Raw genomic sequence first — 23,457 nt, 5'->3', positions numbered from 1 at the left:
CATAAGGGGATCAAAAAAATCTGGGGATAACGGCGATCGGAAGGTTGTTCTGTCATCAAGTGATCTAGTGTAAATTTTCAATGTTTATTTCATAAAGCCTAACCGAAGGGAGAAATGAAATATGTCATTTGCTAAAACGAAAAACGTACACATTGTTGGAGATGCTTTGCCAAATATGCCTTGGGAGGACAAGCCGGAGGGAACAGAAGGACCCGTATGGAGACATTCAGCGAATCCGGTGGTTCCGCGTAACCCAATCAAGGGCGTTGCCCGCATTTTCAACAGTGCCGTTGTGCCGTATGAAGGGAAGTTCATTGGGGTATTCCGCGCAGAGACTGTTAATGGTCGTCCGCATCTGCATATGGGCTCCAGCGAAGACGGATTGTCTTGGACGATTGAAGAGGAGCGCATTGCATTTTTAGATGAAAATGGTGATCCTTTTATGCCGAACTATGCGTACGACCCACGTCTGGTCAAAGTCGAGGATACGTATTACATCATCTGGTGTACCGATTTCTACGGCGCAGCACTAGGTCTAGCGAAGACAGATGATTTCCAAACATTTGTCCGGCTCGAAAATCCAATGCTGCCGTTCAACCGTAATGGCGTGCTGTTCCCGCGCAAAATCAACGATAACTATGTGATGTTGTCCAGACCAAGCGACAGTGGACATACCCCGTTTGGGGACATTTTCTTGAGCGAAAGCCCGGACCTCGTGTACTGGGGCAAGCACCGTCATGTGATGAGCAAAGGTGGCCAGGGCTGGTGGCAATCGGTCAAAATTGGCGGCGGGCCAGCTCCGATCGAAACGTCCGAAGGCTGGCTGATGCTCTACCACGGCGTAACGGGAACATGCAACGGCTTTGTATATAGCATGGGGGCTGTCATTCTCGATCTGGATGAGCCATCCAAAGTAAAATATCGTTCGTCCAACTTCGTGCTAACACCGGAAAAATGGTATGAAGAACAAGGCTTCGTCGATAATGTCATCTTCCCGTGCGCCACGCTGCACGATGCAGAGACCGGACGCATTGCCATCTATTACGGCGCTGCAGATACGTATGTGGGTGTCGCATATACAACCATCCAAGAGATTGTGAGTTACATTATGGAGACGGATGAAGTTATTGCCGGAGACCGTGAGGAAGGCAAGCTGTAATGTACACATAAATGGAGAGTGCAGAATCGATTGGAAGATGGTGCTGTAATCGTATTGAACGTGTATCTATTTGGCTGGTTGAGCAGGTACGATAAGCGTGGGATCTTGATGTGTCTGTCTGTTTCGAGTAGACAATACATCGATGATATCCGGCTGTGAGCCATAAATAGCATGTAAAGATAAAAGGGCAAGCATACCCGTATAGATGTCAGATCGTTAAGCTAAGACACCGTTCCTACCGCAGGAAAGGTGTCTTTGGCGTGTTTACTATGAACGCATATCATGTCGATTTATGTTGACAAAAGGAGGGCTCCTGCCTATTCTTAATGGATGAATATGATAATCATTATCATAAAATAGAGAAAAGGGGTTCTACATCCATGTTTATACAACGTCGCAGGTTTTCCGCCCTCATGCTGGCAACAACGATATTGTTGCTATTGGTTATTGTGGGCTGCAGTAATACAGAAAGCGGATCGGATTCTTCATCTGCTGGTTCGGATCAGGCTTCTTCTGCGAAGGAGATTACGATGTCATGGCCACGTGATATTGGTACAATGAATCCACATACGTACAATCCTTCGCAATTATTTGCCCAATCGATGCTCTATGAGCCGCTAATCAGTTACCAGAAGGACGGAAAACTGGAACCTGCACTGGCAGAATCATGGACGATCTCCGATGACGGCAAAGCATATACATTCAAGCTTCGCCAAGGTGTGAAATTCTCAGATGGTACGCCATTTAATGCTGAGATTGTGAAAAAGAATTTTGATGCTGTTATGGGAAATAAAGCTACACATAGCTGGCTGGGCATTATAGGCGTGCTCGACAAGACGGAGGTTGTGGACGACCATACTTTCCGTATGACACTCACAGAGCCGTACTATCCTGTTCTTCAGGACTTGTCTGTGGTCCGTCCTTTCCGCTTCCTGGGTGAAGCTGGATTCCCGGATGACAGAGATACATCCAAAGGCATTAAGGAACCGGTAGGAACCGGCCCATGGATGCTGGCTGAATACAAGCAGGACGAATATGCTGTCTTCAAGCGTAACCCGAATTACTGGGGAACAGCGCCGAAGGTGGATCAAATTACGGTCAAAATCATCCCTGATGCGGAAACACGTGTGCTTGCTTTTGAAAAAGGTGATCTTGACCTGATCTATGGTGAAGGTGTGATCAGTCTCGATGCATTCCAACAGCTTCGTGACAACGATAAATATGTAAGTCAGCTGTCTGATCCTGTCGGTACTCGCAATCTGCTGCTGAACTCTTCCAATCCGAAGCTGTCCGATGTCAGAGTGCGGATGGCACTCCAGCAAGGATTTAACAAAAAAGCAATGGTGGAAGGTATCACTCTGGGTCTGGAAGAACCGGCAGATACCGCACTATCCAAAAACTACCCATACACCAATGTTGACCTGAAGCCGATCGAATATAACGTGGAGCAATCCAAAGCCTTGTTGGATGAAGCGGGCTGGAAAATGTCTGCGAATGGTACCGTTCGTGAGAAAGACGGCCAACAGCTGGAATTCGAAATGATTTTTGACAAGACCGATCCGATCCAGAAAGCCATGGCCGAGACCATTCAGGCGGAATGGAGCGAGCTGGGGGTCAAAGTGAACCTTACCGGGCTTGAATTAACGGTACAGATCAAACGTCTGAAAGCCAATGATTTCGACCTGTATTTCTGGTACAACTACGGTGCGCCGTATGATCCACACTCCTTCATTAACGTTGTCGCGAGCCCTGGATTTGGTATTTCCGAGACGCTCAGTGCCTTGCCAATGAAAAAGGAACTGGACGAGCAGGTACATGCCGCTCTATCATCAACAGATGAGACGAAACGTCAGGAGCTGTACAGCTCCATCCTGAAAACACTTCAGGAACAATCGGCTATCGTACCGATCTCTTATATTAAGAAAACAGCTGTATATCAGAAGAAAATTGCAAACTTTGTCTTCCCGGCGAACCGTGATGAAAATCCGTTTGTGGGACTGGAGTTAAGTAATCCATAACATATAGGACACACAGAACAAACCGTGCAGGCAGGTAAGGCCTGTGTAGCTTGATAAAAGGGAGGAAGTTTGGGTGATCAGCTATATCGGTAAACGAATGATCGCGATCATTCCTATCGTTTTTATCGCTACACTTGTTACGTTTGCACTGATTCATATTTCACCGGTTGATCCGGCCGAGGCCTATCTGACTGCCGCTCACATCTATCCGACACCGGAGCTGCTTGCGCAGAAGCGACATGAGTTTGGCCTGGATCAGCCGTTGCTCACCCAATATGCTCATACGCTCCAGAAGATTTCCCAGCTGGATTTTGGCACATCCTATCTTACCAATAAGCCTGTTTGGGATGAGGTGAAATCCAGGCTTCCAGCTACGGCTGAACTGGCCTTCTGGAGTATGTTGTTATCGGCTTTGGTGAGTATTCCATTGGGAATACTGGCGGCAGTGTACAAAAATAGCTGGATTGATATGGTCAGCCGGGCGATTTCCTATTTTGGAGCGTCGATCCCGCAATTCTGGCTCGGTTATCTGCTCATCTTTTTTTTCTCGGTCAAGCTGGACTGGCTGCCTGTGGAAGGGCGCGGATCATGGGAGAATCTGGTGTTGCCTACGGTGACACTATCCATGATACTGATTGCTTTGTACACCCGCATGCTGCGTTCCAGCGTACTGGAGCAATTACAGGAGACATACGTACAGTACGCGAGAACGCGCGGGATACGTGAACGGGTGATTATGCTCAAGCATGTGCTGAAGATAGCTATATCCCCGCTTATTACGGGAATGGGCATGAGTATGGGCAAGCTGCTGACAGGAACCATTATTGTGGAGCAAGTGTTTTCGTGGCCAGGCTTCGGACGATACTTTGTAGATGCGATCTTTAATCGGGATATCCCCGTTATACAATGTTATGTCTTTCTGGCGGCATGCCTGTTCATCGTATGCAACCTGCTCGTGGATCTGGTGCAGCTGGTTATGGACCCACGGATTTCAACGAAAGGACGGGCAGAGCATTGATAAACAAATGGCGTACGGCGTTCAGAGGGAAAAGAGTCATCCAAATCTGCTCGGTGGTCGTGTTATTTTTCTTCGTAATAGCATTACTAGGTCCGTGGATCGCTCCTCATGACCCTGTTAAGGTGAATTTGCTGCAAAAGCTGGCGATTCCTTCTTCTGAACACTGGCTCGGTACGGATCATCTGGGACGGGACAATCTCTCCAGACTGATCTACGGAGCGCGGGTGTCCCTTGGTTTTGCAACTCTCATATTCTTGTCGTCTTTGGTTATTGGAGTCATTGTCGGATCAATCTCCGGTTACCTAGGTGGCTGGGTGGATAGTCTGTTGATGCGCTTCTGTGAAGGCATTATGGCGTTCCCGAATCTGGTGCTGGTGCTTGGTATCGTGGGAATCTTTGGTCCAGGTCTGATGCAAGTGTTGCTGGCGCTCATGATGGTACAATGGGTGTATTATGCACGCATCTGCCGGAATATGGTCGTGAGTCTCAAGGAGCGGAACTTCATCGCAGCGGCGAGAATTAGCGGATCTTCATCGTGGACGATTATTCGCAAACATATCATTCCCAATGTGCAGCGTCCCATCGTTGTCATGGGCACACTGGAGATGGGGTGGGCAATTATGGATATATCTGCGCTATCCTTCCTGGGACTCGGTATTCAACCCCCTAACGCAGAATGGGGTGCCATGATCCATGAAGGAACGGGGTATATCCGCAGTCATCCGGAATTGATGATCTATCCGGGTGCGCTGATCTTGCTGGTGGTCATGACGTTCAACATCCTGGGAGAGTCATTGTCCGAACGTTATGGCATTGCGAAACGATAGTTACAGTTGAACGGGTGGTTAGCAGACGGGAGTGAGCGTAACGATGGTTGATGCAGTGAAGGTACTTGAAATTCGGGATCTGCAAGTGAAGCTTAGAACAGCGGAAGGTTCAGTCCCGTTGCTGGAGCCCGTTAATTTGGAACTGAACAAAGGCCAAGTCTTTGGCCTGGTCGGCGAGAGTGGCTGCGGCAAAACGGTTACGTGCAAAGCGGTGCTTCAACTGCTTGATCCGCGCAGAATGGAAGTGTCGGGCAGCATCTGCCTGAATGGGCGTGAGCTGGGCTCCTTGTCAGGTGAGGAGATGCGGCGCATCCGGGGCAAGGATATCGGCTTCATTATGCAGAATCCGATGAATGCTTTTACACCCGTATATACGATTGGTTCGCAATTCATCGAAACCTTGCGTACACATACACAGCTCTCCAAAGCAGAAGCCCGAGAGCGGGCCGTTGCTGCCTTGGCAGATATGAACCTGCCCGAGCCAGCCAAGCTGATGAAGCGATATCCCTTCCAGCTGAGTGGGGGGATGTTACAGCGGGTGATGATCGCCATATCGATGTGCCTGCAACCTGCCTTGGTTATCGCGGACGAGCCAACGACGGCACTGGATGTCGTGAATCAATTGAAGGTGCTCCGGGAACTGGATCGACTTCGTACGGAATACGGCACATCCATATTGCTGATCTCTCATGATCTGGGCGTAATCTCGCAGATGGCGGATGAAGTCGCGGTCATGCAGAAGGGCCGCATTGTGGAGCAGGCGGATGTGTATCAATTGTTCGATCAACCGCAGCATGAGTATACTCGAATGTTGCTGAATGCCCGGCCCAATATGTCTGTGGGGCGATAGTATAGTTTATATGAGTCGAAACCTAGAGTGAGTGAATGTGTGTATAGAGCTGGATTTCGAGCCGGATTGTCGAAGGAATGGCATGGTGATGTGTGATTTCGTCTTCCTGTGAGATTACTCTTGCCAAGCAGAAGAGAGGAGGGTGACCTGATGCTTCAGGTACGTGAAGTAAGCCATCGTTATGGCAAACGCAGCTGGCTGGATCGTTCGGGGGCACGTCCTCCTGTGCTGGCAGATGTTTCGCTTACGATTGAGAAGGGTGTTTGTCTGGGACTGTTGGGTACGAGCGGGGCAGGCAAAAGCACCTTGGGCAAAATCATTCTGGGGCTGGAGAAGCCCAGTCAGGGACAGGTTATGTTTCAGGGTCAGGACATCTACCAAGCCAGCAAACCGGTACTCAAGGGATTAAGGCGGGATCTCCAAGTCGTGTTCCAGGACTGTTATTCAGCCGTGAATCCAATGATGACTGCGGCACAGATCATTGGTGAGCCGCTGGATAATTACGAGCGATTGTCTGCCAAGGAACAGCTTCGTACAGTCGGACAACTGCTTGAACAAGTCGGACTCACAGCCGAGGATGCAAGCAAGCTTCCGCATCAGTTCAGCGGTGGACAACTACAGCGAGTCAACATTGCGAGAGCCATCGCGCTCAAGCCCAAGCTAATCGTGCTGGACGAATCCATCAGCAGTCTGGACATGGTGAACCAGACTCAAATTCTGTCTTTGCTGGCAGAGTTGAGAGCATCATACGGGCTGTCGTATTTGTTTATCACGCATGACATTCGGGCTGCCCTAACGATCTGCGACAGCATTGCCGTAATGGATCAGGGAAGGCTGGTCTATAGCGGTGATGCCGGGGATTCGGTGATGCAGTCCGATCATCCAGCTGTGAAGCAGTTGGTATCATCCATTTTGCCCGAGCATCCATCGAATCGCATTTCGTTTGGGTAATGGGCTGCTCATGTTGTAGATAGCTGTTTGTTGGTTATCATGATTTGCTGCCATTCCGTTGCGAAAGTGTGACTTCCTAGAGGCGGGTCCCTGCCTCTCTAGTGCAAGGTGCTAACGAACCGAGTGAGCCTTCAATGGGAATTAGCGTGAAATGTAAAGTGTAACGAACCTCAGTGAAGTTATTCCGGTTCAAATCGGTGAAAACCTGCGAAAGCACATACAGATTGGGAGAATAACGCTTCTACGATTCGTTAAACCGCATACTTGTCGGAAATGGAGCTAATAGCGTGTGTAAGATTCGTTAGACCATAATGAATGATGAAAAGGGGTGTCCCGTCATGACTATGACGTAGGAACATCCCCTTTTTGTGTCTGGATATATACTATCTCTCTCTATAATTTGAACTAACCATTTACACGAGAACGTAGAGGGCAGAAATAACCTGAAGGATTGGGCTAATAGCTATCTGCAAGCAAGCTGCTTCGGAAGCATACGCTGCGCCCAACAGCTTTCTGAAAGAAAGCTACATCAGAAGCTACGCTATCCCCATATTTTCACCTTTGTAAAGTGAATTAAAAATTTGGGGGATAACAGCGCACTTTAAGGTTGTTCTGTCATCGGAGTGGTAAGTGTAAATGTTCTTTAGTTCTCTAGTTCAACTTATATAGATACTTTATTTTACGTTCGTTTATCTTCTACCCCATCTTCCGCCCGAGCTGCTCGATCTTATCCAGCCAATTCTTTCTTTGTTCCTCGGACTTTTTCCCCACTTGATCCACCGTTGTTATACGTACGGGTTTAATGCCAGTGAGTCCAAATGTGGAGATTTTCATCATTTTGTGTGCAGGCTCACCCTGGAACCATTTGAAGTACCAGCTCGGACCATCCATTGTGGTGATCATACGTGCGGTGCGGCCTTTGAGCAGTTGATCTGGAAACGGCTTCCCCTTGTGATACTTGAAGGCATAGCCCGGCATGAAGACTCGATCAATGAAACCTTTCAGCAGGGCAGGTGGTCCTCCCCACCAGATCGGGAACACCCATACCAGATGCTCTGCCCATTTGATCGCTTCTTGCGCTTGCAACAAATCTGGTTCGAGTGGAAGTTTATTACGGTATCCTCCTTGCAGATTCATGTTGAATTCCAACTCGTTCAGGGTGATCATGCGGACTTCGGCACCAGCTTGCACCGCACCTTTGCGGTAAGCCTCGGCAATTGCACCGTTATAACTGGGAGAGACGGGATTGGCTTGAACAATTAATATTTTTTTCATAGAAGAGACACTTCCTGACTATTTTAGTTAACGAACACTAACCTCATGTGCAAAAAGAAAAGGTCACGTATGACCTGATAAAACGTTCAGGAATCTCCTGAAGGTAGTTGAAGCTGGTTCTTCTATAAGTTAAACGAATGTTCTACACCGGAACACTGCGCGGTCAGAGCCATCTCTCGATCACCGCCAGATCGGAACGACTTCGGAATGCTAATCCATCGGGGCTATCCCAACTCTGCCGATACCTGTCCCAACATTGATGCAAGTCGCAGAACGGTTTCCTCGGTATACGGGACCAGCAGCTCCGGCAGTTCACCTTGCATACTGGAGACCGCCATGCGTGTAATGGCGCCGATCACCAGAACGGCTGTGAGCCGTGAATCTTGAGCAGGCAATTCTCCCCGCTCCATTCCCTGATCGATCAGATCCATTAACGCATCCAGTGGCTGGCGGTAATCCTCGCTGCTTCCAGCTTCAATGAATATCTCATGATTCTGTGAAATCAGCAGCAGCCCGTAGGGATCTTCATCATGCAGATGGAGAACCTCGGTAACCAGTTGCTTGAAGCGTTCCATTACCGAACCATCCTGGCGTACATACCCGTCAATCAATGCAGTATAGTTTACACAGTATTGGGTGAAGGCTTCCAGGGCAACGGCATCCTTGTTTTTAAAATGTTTGTAGATCGCCGCGTCGGTTACTCCGGCGGCGTCACCGATCTCTTTGACGGATATGCCGTCAACGCCTTTGGTTGCGAACAAGCGCATGGCCGCTTGTAGGATGTCTTTCTTTTTGCTATCGACATGAGATTTGTTCTTCATGATTGTATAGTAAGTGATTACTAACCAAAATGCAACAGATACTTTTAAACCTCAGACTTGAGGCACTGAATAAGCGCTTACGACCAAAGCTTGCAGGCTTGTGAGCGGCAACGTATGATGGATAGAATCATAACCGGATAGGACATTTATAAACGCAGGACAGAAATAAGGATGTTAAAGGCTGCAACAGGTTGCGAACGACAACAATAACATCTGAGATGAGCAGGGAGAACGAAATGGATGGTGGTAGCGTGAACGAGAAGAGGGATGCATACAGCTGGGTGACGCCCGCAGGAATGCTGAATGATCAATATATAACAGGCCGGGAACAGTTGTATAAGGGAATGAACGGAAGAGTTGTGGAGCGATTCACTGTCCATACCGGTGAAAGTTATATTTTCAAACCGCTGACGAATCCTGCTCAGCATGGACGGGAACGATGGATGTATCAGCGCGTGATGTCTGGACTACCCCCGATCTATCCGCAGCTGATTGCTGCATCGGATCTTACGATTGCCCCGGCACAGAGCTGGATAATCTACGAGGATCTCGGCCAACTGGTGCATGATTCACGGGAAGCCACCATGCTCGTCGCAGCTGAACATATGGCAGAGTGGCATACATTGCCTGTTACGGATTGGAGCGAGCTGCCTTGCGTGGGGCAGAAACCGTCCATTCGGACGATGCTGGATGAGTTGCAGATGCAAAAGCAATCAACGGATGATTTGTTGTCCAAGCTGGAGGTGCAGTTGTCTGCATCGGATTGGGACAAGATCACGATGTTGATTCTCACGGCTGAGGACGTGCTTCCTGTGGTGTTGTGTCATGGAGACCTTCATCCAGGCAACATGGCGGAGGTGGATGGCAGACTGATCATCTTGGACTGGGAGCATGCCCATCTGAATACACCGTTGTGGGACGTATATCATCTGGTGGATCTCTCGCATCCGCTGTTCCCCAGAACGGTTACGCCTGACTTGCGAGAGCGAGTTATTGAGGTTTATTTGGACAAACTGGAGAGCCTGGGAGTGCAGGTTGAACGGGGTTCTTTTCGAAGATGGTACGGTGCATATGCCATGGTATTCTCGCTTTGGATGCTGCGTCTGATTGATGGTGATTTGAGCAGCACAGACTGTGTGTGGCCTGAGGAACAGTTGCGGAACCAGTGGCAGGAGACGTCAACGACAGTAAGACAGTGTATGAAGCAGCTAGGCAAGGAATAGAAATGGGGGGTGAAGGACATGCGTAAAGTCGGACTTGTTATGCGTAAAATTCAATTCACAGAGGCTCAGGGGCCGCGCGTGTTTGCGGATCGTCTGAAGCAGATTGGGCAGGAGTTGGGTGTGGAGATTGTGTTCATCTCGCCGGAGCGTCATGTCAGCGGGTATGACTGGTTGCCGGGTTATGAGCATGAGAAAGGTGACCTGGTGAATTATGATATCGTATTGGATCAGATTTATAGCCAAAATATAGAGCATGTCATCTACACCGTATCCGGGTTCACCTTTTTGAAGATGTTTCTACCCAAAAGCGTGTTGTTCCCGCACAGTTTTCCCGATCCCGCGCTGACGGGATATGAGATGATGAAGCCATTCTATACGATGGTGGATAAAGCCATTGTGCAGACCGAGTTTCTGAAAAGAGAGCTGGGCCGCAATTTCGGCGTACATGACGTGAACGTCATCCCGATTGGCTTCAACGAAGAACTGGCGAACCGGCACTATGACCCGAGTCAGGTCGTGCATAACCGTGTGCTCTGGATCGGCCGGGATGAAGCGAATCGCCGCCCAGACTTGGTCCTGGAATATGCGCGGCAGAACCCGGACAAGGAAGTGTATATGGTCTTTGGTGGCCGACGGTATGAGGAAAGTATGAAGAAGTACAATATCCCCGACAACGTAAAACTGCAATTTGCGCTGACACAGGATGAAGTGTTCACCTTGATGAACTCCGCCAAGGTATACTGGAGCTGCTCAGCCTTTGATACGTTTGCGATGCCACTGACGGAAGCGATGGCGATGGGTAAAATGGTTGTGAAGCCGGAGCATGCCTGCTACGGTCACATTCGCTCCACGCATGCCTTTGCAGGCAATGAGGATAACTGGTTTGAACTGGTGAACATGGCGGCTGCTGCGCCGCGAAGTGTGTCGGAAGATAACCGGGAATATGCTTTTGGCGCTTTCTCTCGCACGATTATGAAAGAGGGCTACCGTGACTTTTTTGCTAACTGGTTGAAGTGACCCATATAGATGCAGGTATATACGGTGTGTGGTTCAGGTAGATCTACTTGAGCAACAAGGGCAGGACGAGCAATAACGATAGCATCCAGTCGGTGGACATAAAACGGAGACCAAAAGGCTTCTAATCGGGCAGGGAACCCGATCAGGAGCCTTTTCTATATCCCTAAATCAACGGGTGTTCCGACAGCGCTGAACAGGAGGTATATTATTTTGACCCGAATGAAATGGACATATTTTAGTATTTATCAAAAAAAACAGGGGTGTTATGCTGTGAGCGTTAGGAAGGAGTGATTCCCAAATGAAAGCGCTGTCTACGAGAGAATATCAGATTTTGCATTTTCTATTGGAGCGTAGGGATTTCGTTCCGGTCAAAGAAATAGCCAATCACATGAACTGGTCCGAGAAAACCATTTACAGGGAACTAAACGCCTTGGAGCACAATTTGGATATTCGCGGGATTCGCCTTGAACGGAAGCCGGGAACGGGTATCGCGCTGGCTTTAACCCAGGAACAGACGATGGAACTGAGGAGCTCGCAATGGAGTCCGGGAAAAAAGGTCGTGACTACACTCTCCGTAGAGGCGAGGAGAATCAAAATTTTGACGAATTTATTATATGATTCTCCTGAGGAAACCTCGATTAACAAGCTGTCAGAAGAATACTTTATCGGTAAGGCATCGATTGTGAATGATCTCAAGGCCATTGAAGAACGGATTGAGCCCTTTCAGCTGCGACTGGAAAAAAGCCAACTTGGTACCCGTCTGATCGGTTCGGAGATTGACATCCGCAAAGCTATGGCTTCTCTGATCAACGAACTTGTGAGTGAAGACCGGACGGTAGAACAAGAGCATGAGTCCCGGATTGATGGCAACACACTAGGTGAATTAATAGAGCATTTTGGCTCCGATCCAGTAGAAGGGATTCAACGTATTCTGGAGGAAACAGAGCAGCAATTAGGGTATACCATAGGTGATCCGTATTACATTAATCTGCTGACTCACCTGCTGATATGTATCCGCAGACTGAAAAATGGCAAGGTCATTCGATTGGCTGACGGCATTCCCGATCATTCAGCAACCGACCCTAAGGTGCATTCCATCGCAAAAGCCATGGCCCAACGGATCAGGGAGCTATGCGGATTGGAATTGCCACGTGAAGAGATCTATTTCATCTATCAATATCTGATTTCATCAGGAATGAGTATCCCGTCCCTTAACCTTGAGTTGTCAGGTCTGATGGACAAAGCTTGTCCGGAGTCCAAAGCGATGGTCAAGGAATTGATTCAGACCGTATCCGGTATGATCCGGCGTGACCTCACAACAGACGAACAGTTGTACAAGGGTCTGATTATTCATTTCAAACCGATGCTGAACCGTCTAAAATACAACATTTCCATCAGTAATCCTCTGCTGGAGGATATACGCAAGGCGTATGCCGAGATTTTCTCCCTGGTCCGTTTGGGGATGCTGCCCATTGCCCAAGCCTGCGGGTTGAATTCGTTTAGTGATGACGAGATAAGTTACCTGGTCCTTTATTTTCAGGCATCCATTGAGAAAAGCAGTAAAAAGAAAAGAGTTATTCTGGTCTGCTCCACTGGAATAGGTACCTCTCATTTGCTGAAAAGTCGGATCAACCGTTCATTTCCCGAATGGGAAGTTGTTGATGTCATTTCGGCAAGCTGGTTCAAGCGTATGGAGGATTGGACGGAAATTGATCTGATCATATCGACCGTTAAACTGGAGCATCAGGATCTGCCAGTTGTGTATGTTTCGGCGCTTTTAAGTGACGCGGATGTAAGCTTAATCAAGGCCAAGTTTAACGAGGAGAGATTGCATCAGCATCAAAACAAGGTGTATTCGTTTCCGCTGCTTGGAGCGCACTTCCACCCATCTTATTTGTATACGAGGGAACATCCCGAAGAAGGGACAGCGTCCCGTCTGAAGCTGTTTACATCTATACTCAAACACGTAGGCGCTAACCTTGAGAGCCGAACGTTTGCCGAGGCCAAGCTGAATAATCATTTGTCGGTTTTCCTGATCCGCAGTGATGTGAACGTCAATCCAGTCGTCGGTTTTAATGTTATTCAAGGCGAATCGGCCAATAGCAGACTGGAAATTGTAATCGCTTTCTTTAAAGATGGACCAATAACTGAATTACTGATAGAAATACAGAGCCTGTTGATGTGCAGGCGTATGTATGAACAGATCATGCGAGTGACTACACCTTTGGAGCTTGTCGAGATATTACAGTCCAAGCACGACCAGGAGGAGGACCATTATGGATATAACCAAGATTATCAACGAACGGTTGATTAAGCTGGATCTAAAAGCACGAACCAAGGATGAAGCCATCGAGGAACTGGCAGATTTGCTGGAAAAGGATGGCGCCCTTTCCTCCAAGGACGAGTTTATCAAGGACGTTTATTTAAGAGAGGAAGAAGGTCAGACCGGCCTGGAGAATCATGTAGCGATTCCTCATGGCAAATCGGCGGCTGTCCTCAAAACCTCGCTCACCATCGGGCGGACAGAGCACCCACTTGAATGGGAAACCCTGGACGGCAAATCTGTCCATGTCGTTATTTTATTTGCCGTACGGCTTGTGGACCGGAATACAACCCACATGAAACTGTTGGTCCAGGTTGCCAGCATGCTTGCTGATGAAGAGGTATTGGAACGTTTGATGCATGAGCCTGATCCGGCCCAGATTATGGAGCTGTTTGCTAGCAGGGAGAGCGTATCGTAGAGTAAGGAACTACTTTCTGACTTTCATTAAAATGGAGCACACCTACATTATTTGGAGGGATACTGATGAACATTGTAGCCGTAGCCGCATGCACTGCTGGTATTGCCCACACGTATATTGCCAAGGAAAAATTGATTAAAGGTGCGAAAGCACGCGGACATGAGATTAAAGTGGAAACTCAAGGCACGATAGGAACGGAAAACGAGCTTTCCAGGGAAGAGATCGGGGCTGCCGATGTTGTCATTGTGGCCGCAGATATCAAAATCGGTGGAGAAGAACGGTTCAAAGGCAAACGGATCATCCGAGTAAAAACCGAAACGGTCATTAAAGCCCCGATTAAATTCATTGAAAAGGTGGAGCAGTCTTTAGGGGTATCCTCATAACAAGGGAGGCAGGGCGATGAGCGCAAAATCCAATCACGCAGGTTCAGTAATCAAAGGCCATCTGTTAACAGGAATTTCCTATATGATTCCTTTGATCGTTGCTTCAGGGCTGTGTATCGCGCTGGGTCAAATATTGGGAGGAGCTGATGTGGGTAAGGCGGAAGGTACCGTTCCGTATATGATTAACCAGATCGGCGGTTGGGGAATGGGGCTAGTTGTACCTTTAATCTGCGCAGCGATTGCTTATTCGATCTCCGACCGTCCCGGAATTGCTCCAGGATTAATTGTTGGTTTTATATGCAGTCAGATTCAAGCTGGGTTCATTGGTGGGATGCTGGGCGGATTTCTGGTGGGTTATGTCGTTCTCGGTATCCGAAAATATGTGAAGCTGCCAAAGTCCATGCAGGGATTAATGCCCGTTCTCGTTATTCCGTTTCTGGCCACATTGATTTCCGGTTTATGTATCTTCCTTGTGATTGGTCAGCCGATTGTCTGGCTGCAGGACAGTCTTACCCATGTGCTTGAATCGATGCAGGGGGGTTCCAAATTTGCACTCGGGGCCATTCTGGGCTTGATGGCTACCTTTGACTTCGGAGGACCTGTTAATAAAACGATGTCACTGTTTGCCGATGGAATGCTGGTCCAAGGTATCTATGGGCCTGAGGCTGTCAAGTTTGTTGGCTCCATTATTCCACCACTGGGGATTACCCTATCGTATTTCCTGACGAGAAACAAATATACAGCAGCCGAAAAGGAATCGTTAAAGGCCGCATTTCCGATGGGAATCTGTATGGTTACAGAGGGAGTAATTCCGATTGCAGCAAGGGATCTAATCCGGGTGGTGACCTCCTGCGTCATCGGCTCAGCAGTAGCGGGAGGATTGATAATGATCTGGGGCGTTGAGGCTCCGGTACCACACGGCGGACTATTTGTTGTACCCCTTTTCACGCATCCGTGGCTGTTTATGTTGTCTCTTCTCATTGGTACCGGAATCTGTGGCATAACCTTATCTTTATTAAAGAAGCCAGTTACGGCGACGGATGAAGAGTTTGACGATACTGAAGATGAAAGCGTAAGCTTCGATGACATTGTGTTCAAAGTGGAGTAAGACCCGTTATATGGAGAGCGCTTACAACTAAATTAATACAATCCAAAGGAGATGTGCCTTATGTTGATTACGATGAAGGAATTGCTTAAAGTAGCCAAAGAACACAAATTCGCGGTAGGAGCATTTAACGTGGCGGACAGTACATTTTTGAGAGCGGTAATTGAGGAGGCAGAGCATTCCAATTCCCCGGCAATCATCGCCATTCACCCCACGGAGCTTGAATTTTTGACGGATGAATTTTTCGCATATGCCAGCCAACGTGCACATGCCAGCCATGTTCCATTGGTTATTCATCTCGATCATGGTGGGTCCATTGCTGATATCATTCGGGCGATCAAGTGTGGATTTACTTCCGTCATGATTGACGGTTCTCTGCTCCCTTATGAAGACAATGTGGCTATTACAAAACAGGCAGTGGAGATTGCACACGCCGTTGGCGTATCTGTTGAAGGGGAATTGGGGACGATTGGGCAGACCGGTAACTCTATCGAAGGTGGGGTATCGGTAGTAACTTACACGAACCCGGCTCAGGCGGAAGATTTTGTGGCACGTACGGGTATCGACACGTTGGCGGTGGCCATCGGTACAGCCCATGGCATATATCCCAAACATATTAAACCGGAGCTGCAAATGGATATTCTGAGAGAAATCAATCAATTGGTAGACATCCCTCTCGTTCTGCACGGGGGGTCCGCTAATCCTGATCAGGAGGTCTCCGACTCCGTTCAGTTGGGTATTTGTAAAATCAACATTTCCAGTGATATGAAATATTCCTACTTCAAAAAAGCTCGTGAAATATTAAGCACAACGGAATTATGGGACCCTAATGCAATCTATCCAGAATGCATTGCTGAGGCCCAAAACGTCATTCGCTATAAAATGAATCTGTTCAATTCGGTCGGCAAAGCGGATTTATACAAGGGACTGCGTTATGAACAACGCCAGGCAGAAAGTGTGAGTCTTTACTGAGGCTGCTGGCGGGTACAAGGCACCATAGGAAATATGCCAATTTCTTGAAACCCCTTTGAAGCCCTCATTCACGAATTCGATTTATCGTGAATGGAGGGCTTTATTATGTGATAAACTCTACACGTATTCAGAATGCTTAGTGTTAATGGTCGTTCGGAGGAATGGATGGAGGAAAAGGGGGCGTATAAGTGAAAGGTCTTATTATATTGATACTCCTTGTTTGGCTCGTATTGCTGCTCATTGGATGGATCATCTATCGATTGCAAGGTCGGCAGATGACATGGGCTCAATATATTCTGCCTTGTGTGGCGGTGCTGGGCGGAGCAATTATTATTATGATTAGTGTAGATATTGGCGGCTGGAACGGGATTGGCTATGCTCTGCTGGGGGTATCGATTGCAACTTCCGGTTTGCTCACCCTGATCACAGTCGTTATTGTGGATCTGGTTATGCGGCGGCGCAGAAGGAACTAGCCAGGGACGAGTCATTTTATAAAGGATGAATTGGGCGATAGAATAGTTGCAGGAATGCATTCTTCTGTGATATATTGGCACTAATTATGAAAAGGGAGGTGAAGACAGGTGAATCACGAGATGCTTAACAACCGTATTAGCCAGCTGCCGATTGCTATGGCTGGCATTGTTCATACTTTTCTGACCAACGGGAGAAGTCTGTCCAAATTCGAATATACGGAAGTTAACATTTGCGAGAAGATGCCTGCCTTGACCTCATTCGGACGATAAGCAATTTTGCTTGAATTCTGAAGGGCCGCGGAGCTAACCTCCTGCGGCTCTTTTTGTGTTGCGGTCAGGATCTTCCATACTATAGGAGGAACCTTATTATGATGATCATTAGCGCACAACAACTGACTCAGTATCACGGAGCACATCTGGTGCTGGACGGCATTACATTTGAAATTATGGAGGGCGACAAGGTCGCTCTCATTGGCCGCAACGGAAGTGGAAAAACGACACTCATGCGTCTGATGGCTCGGTTAAACCAGCCAGACGAAGGGCAATTGATGATGAAGAAAGATACACGGATCGGTTACGTGGCACAAGTTCCTGAAGGGCTGGATGACCTTACCGTACTGGATGTGCTGGGGCTTGGATTCAGGGAACTTATCGCGTGCCGCACGCAGATGAAGGAAATGGAGCAGCAGATGTCCGAGCCGGATTACGCAGCAGATCCAGATCAATTGGAGCGCCTGCTGAAACGCTATGCAACGCTGCAAGACCAGTTCGAGCGTGAGGGTGGATATGAGATGGATACTCGAATCGATCAGGTAGCAGATGGTCTGGATATCGCCAAGGCACATTATGAATGGCGCTTCGGTTCCCTGTCCGGTGGGGAACAGACCAGGGTAGTGCTGGCATCACAGCTGATCGTAAGACCCGATCTGTTATTGCTGGATGAGCCGACGAACCATCTCGATCTGGAACGGGTCGAGTGGCTGGAGGGATTTTTACGAGAATACCCCGGCACCATTGTCCTGATCTCGCATGATCGCTACTTTTTGGACCGTGTGGTGACCCGAACGCTGGAGCTGGAGGATGGTGAGGCGCAGACGTCTGCGGGTGGATACACCGAATACATGAAGGTGAAGGAACAACGGCTGTTACAGCAATTCGAGGAGTTCAAGGAACAGCAGAAGGTCATGAAGAAAATGAAGGAAACGATCCGCCAACTGGAGGAATGGGGCCGTGTGGGTGGCAATGAAAAGTTCTTCCGGCGGGCTGCTTCCATGCGCAAAGCACTGGAACGGATGGAACAGGTGAAGCGTCCTGTGCTGGAGCGACGCAATGCCGACTTCGATGTACGTCCTACAGACCGCACCGGCAAACGGGTAGCTGTCATGGAACAAGTCGAGAAGAGTTATGGTGAGCGTTCGATTCTGCGCGGGATCTCGGGTCTGCTAGAATACGGCGATAAGATTGCTCTTATTGGTCGGAACGGTTCCGGTAAGACCACCTTGTTCAAGTTGTTGCTGGGAGATGAGCAGCCGGATTCGGGCAAGCTGGAGTGGGGGGCGCGTGTGGATGTGGGGTATCTGGCTCAACAGGAGGAACCCTCGCATCCGAAGCTGAATGTGCTAGAATACTTCCGTCTGGAAGCGGGCGTAGAGGAAGGCGAGGCCCGCGGAATTCTGGCCCGATATCTATTCTATGGGGCTGACGTGTTCCGCTCGGTCGGACAGTTATCCGGCGGGGAATGGACTCGTCTGCGGCTGGCTCTGCTGGTACAGCGCAAACCGAATGTACTGCTGCTTGATGAACCGACCAACCATCTGGATATCGCTTCTAGAGAAGCGCTGGAAGAGTCACTGGTTGATTTTGAAGGAACAGTACTTGCCATCTCGCATGATCGGTACTTCGTCAATCGACTCGCTTCTCGTGTCTGGGAACTGGAGGACGGGCAGATGACCGCTTATCTGGGAGACTATGAAGCGTATCGTGAGAAGAAGCTTGATTTTCAAGCTCGTGCAGCAAGCTTGGTCCAGCCTGGAGAGGGAGCGGGAGTGTTTTCCCGCGGGAAGGGCAAGTCAGAGATGCAGTCTGGTATAACTTCCGCGTCGAGCGGGAGTGCTAGGTCGGGGATGAAGTCAGAAGCGACCTCCGCAGTGAGCGGGTCCACTGTTGCTGCTGCCGCTGGAAGTCGTGATCATGAAGCTACTACAGGATCAGGTAAAGCGATGGCTCCGCTAGAAGCGACTGCCATGAATCATAGGAATGAGAATGGCAGCAAGAGCAAGCAGTCTGCGGAGAAGCTGGAACAGAAGCTGGCTCGTTTGGAGTCACAGGTTCAGGCACTGGATCAGCAGCTGGAAGCCGTGCAGAATAATCCGGTTGAACTTGAACAACTCTGGAGTGAACGGGAGCAATTGTCCACCCAATACAATGATCTACTGGCACAGTGGGCTGAGTTATAAGCCAGAATAGCATAGGCATAAGATGGAGCAAGCGAGGTCGGAGAATCATCTCCGGCCTTTTGAACTTGATTACATACCAAACGCGGGATCAGGGCGTAATACGCTCCGTCGCTTAGGGGACGAGACCAATAATTCTGTTCTTTTTTATATGTCATGGTGAAAAGTGTAACTTTTTTCCTCCACATGCGTTAAATACGTTTGTATGAATTGAAACGGCTCACCTAAGAGCTCGCAGAAAGGGAGGTTATCGGTATCTATTATTCAATGACGTATCGGAGTTGGTCGGATGATCGACAGGCGGAGACAGGGGTGCTGGAACAAACTTCAGTCACTCGGGATGAATTGTTTATGCGCAAATTGGTGGATGCCACCCTGGTGAAAAACAAACTCTGGGCACATCTGTCCAATGAATGTCAGGATGGGCGGGAACATGCAGTATACGTGACGGCATATGACAAGCAAATGCCAGAAAAATATGGTGCAGCGATTGCGGACGCTGCGCTGGCAATGTGCAAAATGTCCTCCATGTACAGCGCAGAGTATATGCTGTGGAATGGAAGATCATTTCAGGAGCTGGACCTCACAGCCTCATCCACCTATACGATGGAGCTTGCTGAGCAACTACTTGACCATTATATGGTCCGCAGTGGCAAGACGTATGAGTTCCTGTATTCCGTGCTGGATGCAGATCGCAAGAAAGTGTTGTTCTTTATGAAAGAGGTGGATCTGTGATGAACGAAGAAGAGCGAAACCATTCATCGAAACCCGGATCAAAAGCCAAATTGGTTGCGTTCTCCCTAATGCTGGCGGTTCCTGCCGTATTGTCGGGGTGTGGCAGCAACGACGAATGTGACCCGGAATATGATACCGGATGTGAATATGATTCCAGCAGCGGGCACTATTATTACGGCGGGTCATCCTATCGGAGTAATAAGGATAGTAACAGCTCCTATAGCTCATCCAAGTCCAAATCAAGCGGCTTCGGTAGCTTCTTCCGCAGCTCGGGAGGATAACCGGATGAGGCAAGTGTACCAACTGCCGTTCAGTCATGAAGAGGTGTTTGAAGGCGCGGTGGGACAACAAATTCCTTATCATCGAATGTACGGGAAGCAATACTGCGTGCCTGCATTGACGGTCTATTCTCCCTCGGAGTTACAGGAGCTGCGTACTGCAGCTGAGGCGGTAGATGGCATTTACTGCAAAGTGATGCGTTTTATCCAGCAATACATGCCGGATTCTTTCCTTGAGCATCAGCTCGGTATCCATCCAGGGCTTATTCCGGCAGCACGTATGGAGATCATAACTGGAGGGATTACCCGTCAGGACTGGATTATTGGAGAAGCTGGGCTCAAGTGTATTGAAAATAATACCGACACCCCTACGGGGATACCGGAGGCTGCTGCACTGGAAGCGATTTTGATTGGGCTGGCTGAGGATGCTGCATTTAGCGCGCCATCTGCACAGATGGATGCATGTATTCGGGAGTGTTTTCGGCAGTGGCTGGATTTCTATGCGGAGCAGGGCTTGCAGGGTCCAGTGACGTTCACTTCTTTTGGTGAACATGTGGAGGATCGGACCAATACAGAATACCTGATGAGATGCTGCCGGGAAGCTGGATATGAAACTTTCTATGCCCCGCTGGAGGAACTGGAGATTATCCCCGGGGAGGCGCTTTACCATAAAGGTCGGGAGATTAACTTGCTATACCGTCTTTATCCGCTGGAGTATCTGATTGATGACCGGGATGATACGACGGGAGTGGACATCGGCGCAGCGCTGCTTGAACTTGTGCGGGAGGCACGTTTGGGCCTGATGAATCCCGTGCAGCATGTGCTCATGCAGAGCAAAGGCTTCATGGCTGCGATCTGGTCGCTCTACGAGCGGAACGAGCAAACCCCGGATTATTGCGGATTTACACTCTTTGATGAAGCGGAACTGGATGTAATCTCCCGGTATCTGCTGCCCACCTATTTTGCACCGGAGCCTTTCGAGGTGAATGCTATACCTTATGTAGCCAAAAGCTACTGGGGACGCGAAGGTAGAGGAACTCTTTTGCTGGATGGAGATGCGGACAATGCTTCTGGAAGGCGGGATGTACAGTATCCCCTGAACGAAGAGCCGGAATCCAATCTTACAACTATGGCAGCAGACGAAGAGGAAGAGATTACAGCCTATTACGAGAACCAGCCCAAGATCTATCAGCAGCTGGTTCCGATGGAACAGGCCGTGATCGAGACGGAAGATGGAGCGTACGGCGGCTATCTGCTTACAGGAGTATTTGTTATCGGTGGACGTTTTGCTGGTGTACTGCCCCGGATCGGGGAGAAAGTGACTGGAGATATGGCCTATTATTGCGCGGCTACGGTTCGTGAACGGATGAATGATGAGGAGGAGAAGGAATGGAGAACTTAGGACTGAACTTGCTGAATGTTGCAGTGGGTGTAGGCATTCTGCTGGTGGTATTGGTATGTGGATATTTCGCTTTTAGCAGATTGACCCGGTATAACGATAGTGAGGAAATAGCCAAAGGTAACGAAGCGGCAGGTATGTATATGGGCAGCAAATTGCTGGGACTGTGTATTATTGTGGGAATGGTGTCTTTCTCGACACACTCGTGGTTGGATATGCTGCTGTGGTCGGCGCTTGGAATTATTGTGCTGTGCCTAGTCTATATTATATTTGATTTTCTGACTCCGAAGATACGCGTATGTGAAGAAATTGCACGAGGCAATATGGCGGTAGCGCAACTGCTACGTTCGATTATCATCGGCGTTTCCATCGTCATCGGTACGTTTTTGATGTAAAATAGGCCGAGAGATAAACGATAATTTAGAACGAATATAATGTTTACACGTAAACGAAGAGGACAGAAAAAATCTGGAGAAGCGGAGCGCTCGCTTGAAAGCTTCCTGAAAGGAAGCTACATCGTAAGCATAAGCTATCATCAGATTTTTACCTTTGAGAAAAGGTATACAAGAAAATCCGAGGGTAACAGCGATCGTAAGATTATTCTGTACACAGAGTTATTAAGTGTAATGTTATATGTTCGTTCTAAATGAATATCAAACGGAAGAAGGGGCGCGGCATCATGAGAAAAGTCATTATCGATACAGATACAGCAGGAGACGATACGATTGCGATCCTGACGGCATTGCACCACTTTCAGGTGGAAGGTATCACCATTACGGGCGGTAACGTACAATTTGACCAGGAGGTTGAAAATGCCCTGTACACGGTACAGGTTGCCGGACATGGCGGCAAGGTGCCTGTATATAAAGGTTGCGAGCGTCCGCTGATGGCCTACGGAAAGGCGCAGCACCGCACAGTGGAAGATGTGCATGGCGATGATGGCATGGGCGGCGCGCATTTCCCGAAGGCGGATCAGCGCCCCGAGAGCGGGCACGCGGTTGATTTTATTATTGAGAAGGTCCACGCACAGCCGGGTGAGATTTCGCTGCTGGCGATTGCCCCTCTGACCAACATTGCGATGGCAATTCAGAAGGACCCGACGATTATTCCGGAGATTGCTCACCTGTATATCATGGGCGGAACCAATAATGCACTGGGCAATATTACACCGGCAGCGGAGTATAACTTCTACGTGGACCCGGAAGCAGCGAAAATTGTACTGCATGCAGGCATTCCGATTACAATGGTCGGCTGGGAGATGTGTACCCAATATTCCGTTATGGACGATGACGACCATGCAGAGATTGCGGCTCTTGGGACATCCGGTGCCGATTTCTTCACTGCAATCAACAAAGTAGTCATGCAGTTCAACAAGTCGGTACATAAGCTGAATGGTACCACTCATCCCGATACGTTGTTGATGGCTGTTGCCGCAGATGAATCCATCATGACCAAGTCGGGTCAGTATTATGTGGATGTGGAAGCTGTAGGAGAGCTGACACGCGGATACAGTGTGGTCGATATCAACGGGCGTTTTGGCAAAGAGCCGAATGTGCGCGTCTGTGAGGCCATTGATCGACCGAAATTCAAATCCATGCTGCTGGATGTTCTTTCAGCGATTCAATAAACGAATAATATTCCGAGAGATCGTATGAATTGCATGAATCGCATTCGAATCAACAGCGACAATAGTCCTCCCAAATCCGTACCTCTAACTGGTACGGATTTTTTATTTGTCTATTTTAGGATTAACTACTTC

23 protein-coding genes are annotated in these 23,457 nt (G+C 48.8%); 21 read left to right on the top strand and 2 right to left on the bottom strand.

Annotation, left to right across the window (positions count from 1 at the left end; translation table 11 throughout):
- Positions 1-121: 121 nt before the first annotated feature.
- From ACR32F_RS30880 to nikE, 6 genes are all read left to right on the top strand, one after another.
- The gene (locus tag ACR32F_RS30880; protein ID WP_440114263.1) at positions 122-1,159 is read left to right on the top strand and encodes a glycoside hydrolase family 130 protein; all 1,038 of its coding nucleotides are present in this window, start codon (positions 122-124) and stop codon (positions 1,157-1,159) included.
- A 380-nt stretch (positions 1,160-1,539) separates the two neighbouring features.
- Positions 1,540-3,177, top strand: a complete 1,638-nt coding sequence (gene nikA / locus ACR32F_RS30875; RefSeq protein ID WP_440114260.1) for a nickel ABC transporter substrate-binding protein — start codon at positions 1,540-1,542, stop codon at positions 3,175-3,177.
- Positions 3,178-3,250: 73 nt separating this feature from the next.
- Positions 3,251-4,195: a nickel ABC transporter permease subunit NikB gene (gene nikB, locus ACR32F_RS30870; protein ID WP_440114257.1), complete on the top strand. Its 945-nt coding sequence runs from the start codon at positions 3,251-3,253 to the stop codon at positions 4,193-4,195.
- Positions 4,192-5,022, top strand: coding sequence for a nickel ABC transporter permease subunit NikC (gene nikC / locus ACR32F_RS30865; protein WP_440114254.1), 831 nt, complete (start codon positions 4,192-4,194; stop codon positions 5,020-5,022). The genes nikB and nikC overlap by 4 nt, the downstream gene beginning before the upstream one ends.
- Positions 5,023-5,065: 43 nt before the next feature.
- A complete protein-coding gene (nikD, locus tag ACR32F_RS30860) occupies positions 5,066-5,872 on the top strand; it encodes a nickel import ATP-binding protein NikD (protein WP_440114251.1) in 807 nt (268 codons plus the stop codon).
- A gap of 150 nt (positions 5,873-6,022) precedes the next feature.
- Positions 6,023-6,823: a nickel import ATP-binding protein NikE gene (gene nikE / locus ACR32F_RS30855; protein WP_440114248.1), complete on the top strand. Its 801-nt coding sequence runs from the start codon at positions 6,023-6,025 to the stop codon at positions 6,821-6,823.
- Between the two features lie 696 nt (positions 6,824-7,519).
- Here the strand turns inward: nikE and ACR32F_RS30850 are convergent.
- Both ACR32F_RS30850 and ACR32F_RS30845 read right to left on the bottom strand, forming a co-directional pair.
- Positions 7,520-8,098, bottom strand: coding sequence for an NAD(P)H-dependent oxidoreductase (locus ACR32F_RS30850; protein WP_440114245.1), 579 nt, complete (start codon positions 8,096-8,098; stop codon positions 7,520-7,522).
- Positions 8,099-8,322: 224 nt separating this feature from the next.
- Positions 8,323-8,919, bottom strand: coding sequence for a TetR/AcrR family transcriptional regulator (locus tag ACR32F_RS30845; protein WP_440114242.1), 597 nt, complete (start codon positions 8,917-8,919; stop codon positions 8,323-8,325).
- A 236-nt stretch (positions 8,920-9,155) separates the two neighbouring features.
- On the opposite strand from ACR32F_RS30845, the gene ACR32F_RS30840 reads away from it, so the two are divergent.
- The 15 genes from ACR32F_RS30840 (at position 9,156) to ACR32F_RS30770 (ending at position 23,325) form a co-directional block, all read left to right on the top strand.
- Entirely contained in the window at positions 9,156-10,142 is a 987-nt protein-coding gene (locus ACR32F_RS30840) for a phosphotransferase family protein (RefSeq protein ID WP_440114240.1), read from the top strand.
- An 18-nt stretch (positions 10,143-10,160) separates the two neighbouring features.
- Entirely contained in the window at positions 10,161-11,159 is a 999-nt protein-coding gene (locus ACR32F_RS30835) for a glycosyltransferase (protein ID WP_440114237.1), read from the top strand.
- A gap of 298 nt (positions 11,160-11,457) precedes the next feature.
- Positions 11,458-13,473, top strand: coding sequence for a BglG family transcription antiterminator (locus ACR32F_RS30830; RefSeq protein ID WP_440114234.1), 2,016 nt, complete (start codon positions 11,458-11,460; stop codon positions 13,471-13,473).
- A complete protein-coding gene (locus ACR32F_RS30825) occupies positions 13,436-13,900 on the top strand; it encodes a PTS sugar transporter subunit IIA (protein ID WP_440114231.1) in 465 nt (154 codons plus the stop codon). The genes ACR32F_RS30830 and ACR32F_RS30825 overlap by 38 nt, the downstream gene beginning before the upstream one ends.
- A 65-nt stretch (positions 13,901-13,965) precedes the next feature.
- A complete protein-coding gene (locus tag ACR32F_RS30820; protein WP_124116715.1) occupies positions 13,966-14,283 on the top strand; it encodes a PTS fructose transporter subunit IIB in 318 nt (105 codons plus the stop codon).
- 16 nt (positions 14,284-14,299) lie between these two features.
- Entirely contained in the window at positions 14,300-15,391 is a 1,092-nt protein-coding gene (locus ACR32F_RS30815) for a PTS fructose transporter subunit IIC (RefSeq protein ID WP_440114227.1), read from the top strand.
- Positions 15,392-15,451: 60 nt separating this feature from the next.
- Entirely contained in the window at positions 15,452-16,360 is a 909-nt protein-coding gene (locus tag ACR32F_RS30810) for a ketose-bisphosphate aldolase (RefSeq protein WP_440114224.1), read from the top strand.
- 188 nt (positions 16,361-16,548) lie between these two features.
- Entirely contained in the window at positions 16,549-16,833 is a 285-nt protein-coding gene (locus ACR32F_RS30805) for a hypothetical protein (RefSeq protein WP_440114221.1), read from the top strand.
- Positions 16,834-16,941: 108 nt separating this feature from the next.
- Positions 16,942-17,103, top strand: a complete 162-nt coding sequence (locus ACR32F_RS30800) for a hypothetical protein (RefSeq protein ID WP_440114218.1) — start codon at positions 16,942-16,944, stop codon at positions 17,101-17,103.
- A 98-nt stretch (positions 17,104-17,201) separates the two neighbouring features.
- Positions 17,202-19,289, top strand: coding sequence for a ribosomal protection-like ABC-F family protein (gene abc-f / locus ACR32F_RS30795; protein WP_440114215.1), 2,088 nt, complete (start codon positions 17,202-17,204; stop codon positions 19,287-19,289).
- Between the two features lie 264 nt (positions 19,290-19,553).
- Positions 19,554-20,021, top strand: coding sequence for a hypothetical protein (locus ACR32F_RS30790; protein ID WP_440114212.1), 468 nt, complete (start codon positions 19,554-19,556; stop codon positions 20,019-20,021).
- On the top strand, positions 20,021-20,302 hold the full coding sequence (locus tag ACR32F_RS30785; RefSeq protein ID WP_440114209.1) for a hypothetical protein: 282 nt from the start codon (positions 20,021-20,023) through the stop codon (positions 20,300-20,302). The genes ACR32F_RS30790 and ACR32F_RS30785 overlap by 1 nt, the downstream gene beginning before the upstream one ends.
- A 4-nt stretch (positions 20,303-20,306) precedes the next feature.
- The gene (locus tag ACR32F_RS30780) at positions 20,307-21,701 is read left to right on the top strand and encodes a glutathionylspermidine synthase family protein (RefSeq protein WP_440114206.1); all 1,395 of its coding nucleotides are present in this window, start codon (positions 20,307-20,309) and stop codon (positions 21,699-21,701) included.
- Positions 21,689-22,093 carry a DUF350 domain-containing protein gene (locus ACR32F_RS30775; RefSeq protein WP_440114203.1) on the top strand — a complete coding sequence of 135 codons (405 nt, stop codon included), beginning with the start codon at positions 21,689-21,691 and terminating at the stop codon, positions 22,091-22,093. Before ACR32F_RS30780 ends, ACR32F_RS30775 begins: the two co-directional genes overlap by 13 nt.
- 284 nt (positions 22,094-22,377) lie before the next feature.
- A complete protein-coding gene (locus ACR32F_RS30770) occupies positions 22,378-23,325 on the top strand; it encodes a nucleoside hydrolase (protein ID WP_440114201.1) in 948 nt (315 codons plus the stop codon).
- Positions 23,326-23,457: the final 132 nt, after the last annotated feature.

Origin of the sequence: Paenibacillus hebaui, from assembly GCF_051934385.1 — a bacterium.
GTDB lineage: Bacteria > Bacillota > Bacilli > Paenibacillales > Paenibacillaceae > Paenibacillus.
Note: the sequence above shows the minus strand (reverse complement) of the source record. Positions and strands in the feature narration are given on the sequence as shown.